Genomic DNA, 7388 nt, shown 5'->3' with positions numbered 1-7388 from the left:
CGTCGATGCCCGCGGACGCGGACGTCATCACGGCTTCGGTGCGCAGCGGATTGATCTCCGAGACGGCACCGACAAACGTGGTCTTACCCACGCCGAAGCCCCCTGCCACCACGATCTTCGCCGAGGTAGTGGAGCGGGCCGCTCCGCCGCTAGAGCTTGCGAAGTCCACTGAGCACCCTTTCGAGCAGTGTCACATCTGGTTGGCCGCCGGCGGCCTCGTCGCCGCCGGGCTGATGGATAGCGACGAGCCCGGCCTCGGCCAGGTCGGCGACGAGGATGCGGGCAACGCCGAGGGGAATCGAGAGAAGGGCGGAGACCTCGGCCACCGACTTGATCTCGATGCAGAGCCGGCAGATCCGCTGGTGCTCGGGCAACTGCCCCTGGAGCCTGGACGGATCGGCCGTGGTGCTGACCAGTGCCTCGATGGCGAGCTGGTAACGCGGCCGGGTACGGCCGCCGGTCATGGCGTACGGGCGGACCAGCGGGTTGTGCACCGCGGGCTTCGCGGGCGCCGGGGCCTGCCGCTGGACCGGCTGGATGCGCGACGGCGGCGCCTCGTACCGCTGCGGCTGCTGCTGCTCGTGCTGCGGGTAATGAGGCTGCTGCTGCGGCCACCCGGAACCGGGCTGCTGGGGCTGCTGCTGCCAGTCGCCGCCCTGTGCGCCCTGCTGGTGCTGCTGATAGGGCTGGTACGGCTGATAAGGCTGATAAGAGTCTTGCGGGCCTTGTCTGCCGGGCACGGAGGGGTTGTCGAAACGGTTATCACCCTGCTCACCCGGAACCCGCTGACCGCCCTCATACGGGTGTCCGCCTGTGGGTGCTGCCACGTTTCCTCCTCCGACTGCCGGTCGCCATCCCAGTGGTGCCGCGCCACCGCACCTTATGGCGCGGTGACGAGAAACGCACTGTCTGTCTATTAGTTAAGAAGACTTCCCTGGAGTTCGGCACGGAGATCCGGGGTAAGAACACTTCCTGCACGGTCTACGAGAAGTGCCATTTCATACCCAACCAGGCCGATGTCGGCATCCGGGTGGGCGAGGACGGCGAGTGAGGATCCGTCAGAGATGGACATGATGAAGAGGAATCCTCGCTCCATCTCCACAACGGTCTGATTCACGGCGCCGCCTTCGAAGATCCGGGAGGCACCCGCCGTCAGCGACGTCAGACCGGAGGCGACAGCCGCCAGCTGATCGGCGCGGTCCCGGGGGAAACCTTCGGACATCGCCAGCAGGAGTCCGTCGGCGGAGACCACCACCGTGTGCGACACCCCGGGGGTGTTGTCCACGAAGTTGGTGATCAACCAGTTCAGATTCTGCGCCGCCTGGCTCATCGGGCTCACACTAACGCTCCTGGTTGTAGGTATCACTTGTGTCCGACCCCGCGGTACGTCCCCGCAGGACACCGCGGCGCAGGTTGCTCAACCTGCCCCGCACGTCCTCAGGGGCGCGGGAGACCTGTGGGCCGCCCTGCTGGGTCTGCTCCGCCGTGCCCTCGACCAGATTGGCCTTGGGCACCCGCCGGGGGAGCCCGGAAGGGGTGATCCCGCCCGCCTTCGGCTCCCGGAGCTTCTCGGCCCGCTCCCAGCGCTCGTCGTTCGCCGAGCGCCAGTCGTCGGGGCCTTCCCCGTCGGCGTGCCCCGTCCGCTGCTGGGCCTGCGGCTGTTCCTGCTGCGGCCGCTGCCGCTGCTCCGGAGCAGCAGGCTGATCGTTTCCTCGGCCGGAGGGCTGCCAGTGCTGCTGGCCCGCGCCCCGGCGCGGGAGGCCCGCCTCGGTCAGGTCGTGACCGGGATTCGGAGTGGGCCCCGGGCGGTCGAAGCCTACGTGCTCCTGCGGCTCCGCGGGAGCACTCGGCACAGATCCCGCTTCGGGCTGCGCCTGGGGCTCGAAGGCTCCCGGATACGATCCCTGATCTGCCCAGCCGCCCTGGTGGGAGCGGCCGTCCTGCGCGGTGAACGGGTCGGCGTACTGCTCCTGGAGACCGTCCTGAGCGGGGTACGCGGCTTCCGGGTAGCCGTTCGGCTGCGGGTCCTGGTAGCCGGTCCCGGGGGCGTACTGGTCGTAACCGCCCTCGTAGCCCGTCTGCGCGTACTCCTGCTGCTCCTGGCCGTACTGCTGCTGCTCCGGGACAGGGGTGTACTGCTCCTGCGGGAACTGCTGTCCCTGCGGGAACTGCTGCTCCGGGGCGAACGGCTGCTCCGGGGCGTACTGCTGCTCCTGCGGGAACTGCTGCCCGGCGCCGTCCTGGAACGGTGCGCGCTCGCCACCCGTCTGCGCCTCCAGAGCGGCCCGGCGCTCCTCACGCATCAGCGACCGGTTGACCGGGTCCAGCCGCGGGGCGTCCGCCGCAGGGGCCTCGTAGCGCGAGTCGTCGAAGCCGAGCTCCGCCGCCGTACGCATCGGGGTGTGCTGCGACGCCGGCTCGAAGGCCTGCGGCTGCTGCTGTTCGGGCATGATCGAGGAGACCGTGAAGTCGCTCTCCGGGGCCGACTCGCCACCGCCACCATGGGTGATGGCGTCCGGCAGCATGACCAGCGACGTGGTCCCCGCCTGCTCGCCCGAGGGGCGCAGCTGGACGCGGATGCCGTGCCGGTCGGCCAGCCGGCCGACCACGAACAGACCCATCCGCTTGGACACCGCGGCGTCCACGGTCGGAGGATTGGCCAGCTTGTGGTTGATGTCCGCGAAGTCCTCGGCGGTGAGGCCGATGCCCTTGTCGTGGATCTCGACCATGACACGGCCGTCGGGCAGCCGGGTCGCGGTGACCCGGACCTTGGTCTGCGGCGAGGAGAAGGTGGTGGCGTTCTCCAGCAGCTCGGCCAGCAGGTGCACGAGGTCGGTCACGGCCTGGCCGTGGATCTCGCTCTCCGGGACGCCGGTGAGCTCGATGCGCTCGTAGGACTCCACCTCGGAGGAGGCGGCCCGCAGCACGTCGACCAGCGGCACCGGCTGGTTCCAGCGGCGGCCGGGCTCCTCACCCGCGAGGACGAGGAGGTTCTCGCCGTTGCGGCGCATACGGGTGGCCAGGTGGTCCAGCTTGAAGAGGCTCTCCAGCTGGTCCGGGTCCGCCTCGTTGTTCTCCAGGTCGGTGATGAGGGTCAGCTGGCCCTCGATGAGCGACTGGTTGCGGCGCGACAGGTTCGTGAAGATCGCGTTGACGTTGCCCCGCAGCATGGCCTGTTCGGCGGCGAGCCGCACGGCCTCGCGGTGCACCTGGTCGAAGGCGCGGGCGACCTCGCCGATCTCGTCCTGGCTGTCGATCGGGATCGGCGTGACCCGGGTGTCCACCCGGCCCGGCTCGGTCCGCGACAGCTGGTCGACCAGCATCGGCAGCCGCTGCTCGGCGATACCGAAGGCGGCCGTACGCAGCCGGCGCATGGAGCGGCTCATCTGGCGGGCCATGAGGCCGGCGATGACGAAGGCCGCGAGCAGCGCGATGATCACGATCAGGCCGTTGACGATGGCGTCGTTCCTGGCGTCGGCCGAGATCTCCGCGGCCTCGTTCACGGCCTTGTCGACGAGCTCCTTCTCGACCGTCGTGTAGCCCTCGAACTTGGCGGTGGCAGCGGCCATCCAGGTCTCGGGGGTGATGCCCAGAGCCTTCAGCTCGTCCGGCTGCCTGCCCTTGCCGATCTCCTGGGCCATGCCGTCGAAGACCGAACCGTCGACACTCGGAGGCGCCTTGAAGGGCTTGCCGGCGGCCTTGGCCTGCGCCTCGGCGGCCTTCAGCTGCTCGGCCCCCTCTGCGGCCTTGGCGGCCATGACCTCCTTGAGGCGGGCCGCGTCGGCCTCCGTGCCGCCGGAGACGAACTCGTTGAGGGCGATCTGCTCCAGGTAGTTGTAGGAGCTGAAAGCGGTGACCTGGCTGTTGAAGTTGCGCTTCTCCTGGCTCGGGCGCACCAGCAGGTGCATGCCGATCGAGCGCTGAAGCGATTCCGCGGCCTTGGACAGCTCCAGCGCGTACACGGTCCGGCCGTAGCTGGTGATGTTGCCGGTGCCGAGGCCGAGCTCGTTGGCGAACTGCATCAGCGAGTGCTGGACCTTGGTGTAGCCCTCTTCCGTCTTCACCGGGTCCATCGCCTCGGCGTAGGCGGCCTTGCGCAGCTCGGGGAGCAACGGCTCCTCCGCCTCGAACAGCTTCAGACGGCGGTCCAGGCCCGCCTTGTCCGGCATGTTCTCCACGGCGGCGTCGAACTTCTTTGCAGCACTGTCCGTGGTGGCGCGCACCTTCTCCACCTCGGCGGCGGTGCGCTTGTTGGACAGCAGGGGCTGAGCGGTGAGGTCACGCTCGTTCAGCAGCGCCTGCCCGTACTCCGAGGCCGCGCGGACGACCAGGGCCGTCTTCTCGGCGTCCTGGGCCTCGTTCCAGGTGTCGACCGACCCCTTCACCTGGAAGCCGCCCATGACCAGACCGACGAGCGCCGGGATCAGGAGAATCGCGTTCAGCCGGGTGGGCACCCGCCAGTTCCGCGGTGACAGCCGGCTGCTGCTGCCACCTGCCGGTTCCGCCTCGGACGACATGTCCGCAGGCGGGGACACCACAGCGCGCGGCGGCGGCGTGAAGTTGCCCCGCTCCGGCTGCGCCGCGGAGCCCTCGTTGCTTCGCCTCACTCGACCAACAACCTCTCGGCGTCGGCACCTACGTTGTGCCGGATTATCGTTCAGGGGCCGTGACTACTGGGTAGTTCGAGGCATTGCAGCACGCGGACCGGTCGCGTTCCAAACAGTCGGAATGATTGATTCCGTCTATGGCCGTGCTCAGATAAAACGGGCATAAAGAGCGAGCCCCGTCAAAAGGCGAGGCTCGTATGAGCGCAGTGGTACCGGTCGTGCGCGTCGGGTGTTGATAGGGCTTCAATTCTCTGTCGAAATGTTATGAACACGGGGGCGGAGCGTGTCAAAGGACACAGGCCGCCCCCGTGCGACTACAGCAACCTCCGTAGATCACGACCGACTTACGGCTACTTCAGCCTGGCCATCAGGGCGTGCTCGACCAGGGTGATCAGGCCGCTCTTGGCGTCCGCGCGGTGCCGGGCGTCCGTGGTGATGATCGGGGCGTCGGGGCCGATCTGGAGGGCTTCGCGTACTTCGTCGGGTGTGTAGGGCTGGTGTCCGTCGAAGCCGTTGAGGGCGATGACGAAGGGGAGGCCGCTGTTCTCGAAGTAGTCGACGGCGGGGAAGCAGTCGGCGAGGCGGCGGGTGTCGACGAGGACGACGGCGCCGATGGCGCCGCGGACCAGGTCGTCCCACATGAACCAGAAGCGGTCCTGTCCGGGGGTGCCGAACAGGTAGAGGATCAGGTCCTGGTCCAGGGTGATGCGTCCGAAGTCCATGGCCACGGTGGTGGTGGTCTTGTCCCCGGTGTGGGTCAGGTCGTCGATGCCCGCGGACGCGGACGTCATCACGGCTTCGGTGCGCAGCGGATTGATCTCCGAGACGGCACCGACAAACGTGGTCTTACCCACGCCGAAGCCCCCTGCCACCACGATCTTCGCCGAGGTGGTGGCACGGGCCGTACCGCCGCTAGAGCTTGCGAAGTCCACTGAGCACCCTTTCGAGCAGTGTCACATCCGGCGTGCCGCCGGCCTCTCCGTTGCCCGGCTGGTGGATGGCCACCATGCCGGCTTCCGCCAGGTCCGCCACGAGGATCCGCGCCACACCCAGGGGCATGGACAGGAGGGCGGAGACCTCGGCCACCGACTTGACCTCTCGGCACAGGTGGCAGATCCGCTGGTGCTCGGGCAGCAGTGTCCCGAGGTGGGCGGGGTCCGCTGTCGTGCTGACCAGCGCCTCTATCGCGAGCTGATAGCGCGGCCGGGTCCGGCCACCGGTCATGGCGTACGGGCGGACCAGCGGCTGGTCGCCTTCACCGTCGTACGACGCGTGGTGCAGTGCGCCGTACGGATCGGGCGAGGCGGGGGGCGGGGTCATAAATCCTCCGGGCGTGACAGCAGGGGGTCGGCTTGCCGTCTGAAGGTGGCCGGTGAGGGGCTGTGGCGGCCGGACGGGTGAGGGTTCTGAGTAGTACCTGGGGGGATCGTGTCAGGTGTCTGCCGCATGGCCGGTCAGTGGAGCAGACTGCCTTGTAGCTCGGCACGGAGGTCAGGGGTGAGGACGGTCCCCGCGCGGTCGACGAGGAGTGCCATCTCGTACCCGACCAGACCGATGTCCGCGTCCGGGTGGGCGAGGACGGCGAGGGAGGACCCGTCCGAGATGGACATGAGGAAGAGGAAACCTCGCTCCATCTCCACGACGGTCTGGCTCACGGCGCCGCCTTCGAAGATCCGGGAGGCACCCGCCGTCAGCGACGTCAGACCGGAGGCGACAGCCGCCAGCTGATCGGCGCGATCGCGCGGGAAACCTTCGGACATCGCCAGCAGCAGGCCATCCGCGGAGACCACCACCGTGTGGGACACCCCTGGGGTGTTGTCCACGAAGTTGGTGATCAGCCAGTTCAGATTCTGCGCGGCCTGACTCATGGGGCTCAACTAACGCTCCTGCTGGTGAGTGGGGCCGAGTTGGAAACTGCCGGTAGACGGGCCGGTGTTGGCCTGTCGTCCCTGCTGGATGCCCCGGCGGAGATTGGTCAGACGGCCGCGTACGTCATCGGGCGCACGCGAAACCTGAGGTCCGGATTGATGATTCTGCTGCTGAGCAGTGCCCGGCACCAAATTGGCACGTGGGACACGGCGGGGCAGCCCGGAGGTGGTGATCCCGCCCGCGGCGGGCTTCTTGGCCCGCTCGGCCTGCCGCACCAGTTCGTCGTTGGGCGAAGCACGCCATGAACTGGTGGTGCCGGCGTCGGCCGCACCACGCCGCGGCATGAGCGGAGGCGGGGTGCCGGCGGGCTGGGAGGCGGCCGGTGCCTGGGGTTCCGCGGCGGGCGGCTGCTGGCCGCCCTGCTGCGGTCCGTGGAACCAGTTCGTCTCCAGCGTGTCGTACAGCGGTGTACGGCCGTCACCGGGACCGGCCGGCGGCAGCCCCTCGGGCTGCTGCGGCAGTGTCGGACGGAGCTGCGGCTCACCGGCGGAGGGAGCCGGCGGACGAGGTGCGGGCGCCTGCGGGTGCTGCGGGGCCTGGGCGCCGAAGCCCTGGTCCTGCGGCGTCGGCGCGTTGAAGTCGGGGCGGGCGAACTGCGCGGTGCTCGCCGGGTCCGGAGCCTGCGGTGCCTGCGGCGCCGAGAAGTCCGGGCGGGCGAACTCCGCAGTGGCACCGGGCCCCTGACGGTCGTCCATCGGCGGACGCTGGTTCGGCGGGCTGAACGGCTGGTCCGGACCGGAGGTGCCCGGCCGGGCGAACCGGCCGGTGTCGTACTCCTCGTGGCCACGCGGCGAGTCCGGCTGCGTACGGCGGGGAGCACCCTGCTCCTCGACGCCCCAGCTCGTGCTCTGC

The 7388-nt window shown here is 69.2% G+C and carries 6 protein-coding genes and 2 pseudogenes; all 8 read right to left on the bottom strand.

Going from position 1 to position 7388, the window contains the following annotated elements:
- Positions 1–169 (bottom strand): annotated as a pseudogene (locus tag VN520_RS21465) (ATP/GTP-binding protein); the annotation flags it as partial.
- Positions 150–827: a DUF742 domain-containing protein gene (locus tag VN520_RS21460; protein ID WP_325748560.1), complete on the bottom strand. Its 678-nt coding sequence runs from the start codon at positions 825–827 to the stop codon at positions 150–152. The gene VN520_RS21460 and the pseudogene VN520_RS21465, both read right to left, overlap by 20 nt.
- Positions 828–916: 89 nt before the next feature.
- Complete coding sequence (locus VN520_RS21455; protein ID WP_006127847.1) at positions 917–1330, bottom strand: roadblock/LC7 domain-containing protein; 414 nt, start codon at positions 1328–1330, stop codon at positions 917–919.
- A gap of 10 nt (positions 1331–1340) precedes the next feature.
- Positions 1341–4607, bottom strand: coding sequence for a nitrate- and nitrite sensing domain-containing protein (locus VN520_RS21450; RefSeq protein WP_325748559.1), 3267 nt, complete (start codon positions 4605–4607; stop codon positions 1341–1343).
- 350 nt (positions 4608–4957) lie between these two features.
- Complete coding sequence (locus VN520_RS21445) at positions 4958–5539, bottom strand: GTP-binding protein (RefSeq protein WP_015611636.1); 582 nt, start codon at positions 5537–5539, stop codon at positions 4958–4960.
- Positions 5520–5927: a DUF742 domain-containing protein gene (locus VN520_RS21440; protein WP_266709549.1), complete on the bottom strand. Its 408-nt coding sequence runs from the start codon at positions 5925–5927 to the stop codon at positions 5520–5522. Before VN520_RS21440 ends, VN520_RS21445 begins: the two co-directional genes overlap by 20 nt.
- Before the next feature lie 134 nt (positions 5928–6061).
- Positions 6062–6475 carry a roadblock/LC7 domain-containing protein gene (locus VN520_RS21435; protein ID WP_006127850.1) on the bottom strand — a complete coding sequence of 138 codons (414 nt, stop codon included), beginning with the start codon at positions 6473–6475 and terminating at the stop codon, positions 6062–6064.
- A 9-nt stretch (positions 6476–6484) separates the two neighbouring features.
- Positions 6485–7388, bottom strand: a pseudogene (locus tag VN520_RS21430) (histidine kinase); the annotation flags it as partial.

The organism is Streptomyces sp. (genome assembly GCF_035563135.1).
Classification (GTDB): Bacteria; Actinomycetota; Actinomycetes; order Streptomycetales; family Streptomycetaceae; genus Streptomyces.
This window is presented reverse-complemented; position numbering and strand designations above follow the sequence as displayed.

Excerpts from the sequence above, each read along its gene's own strand:
- VN520_RS21435 (WP_006127850.1), bottom strand. The coding sequence starts at position 6,475 with ATGAGTCAGGCCGCGCAGAATCTGAACTGGCTGATCACCAACTTCGTG.
- VN520_RS21455 (WP_006127847.1), bottom strand. The coding sequence starts at position 1,330 with ATGAGCCAGGCGGCGCAGAATCTGAACTGGTTGATCACCAACTTCGTG.
- VN520_RS21440 (WP_266709549.1), bottom strand. The coding sequence starts at position 5,927 with ATGACCCCGCCCCCCGCCTCGCCCGATCCGTACGGCGCACTGCACCAC.